The 267-nt window shown below is 56.9% G+C and carries 1 protein-coding gene; it reads right to left on the bottom strand.

Translation table 11 applies throughout. The annotated features are described in order from the left end of the window. Window positions 1-267 (bottom strand): ATP-binding cassette domain-containing protein (locus CH339_RS25725; RefSeq protein ID WP_146610310.1); only part of this gene is annotated, 267 nt, incomplete at both ends.

The following is a 267-nucleotide window of genomic DNA, read 5'->3' as shown; positions in this document are numbered from 1 at the left end:
GCGATCCAAGCGCGCTGCCGCTGGCCTCCTGACAAGGAATCGACTGTACGCTCAGCCAGTTCTTCCATTCTTGTCGCTTTCAAAGCCCTTTGCACGGCCTCTTCATCTTCTGCTGACCATTGCTTCAGCCAGTTTTGGTAAGGATACCGCCCCTGCCTAACGAGCTGGAGAACGGTCAAGCCTTCCGGAGCCGAAGGGCCTTGAGGAAGAATGGCCAGCTCCTTTGCCACTTCTTTCGTCGGAAGCTTGGCGATGGAGCTGCCTTCG

The organism is Rhodobium orientis, from assembly GCF_003258835.1.
GTDB lineage: Bacteria > Pseudomonadota > Alphaproteobacteria > Rhizobiales > Rhodobiaceae > Rhodobium > Rhodobium orientis.
The sequence above is the reverse complement of the archived record's forward strand: the minus strand, read 5'-3'. Positions and strand labels throughout refer to the sequence as shown.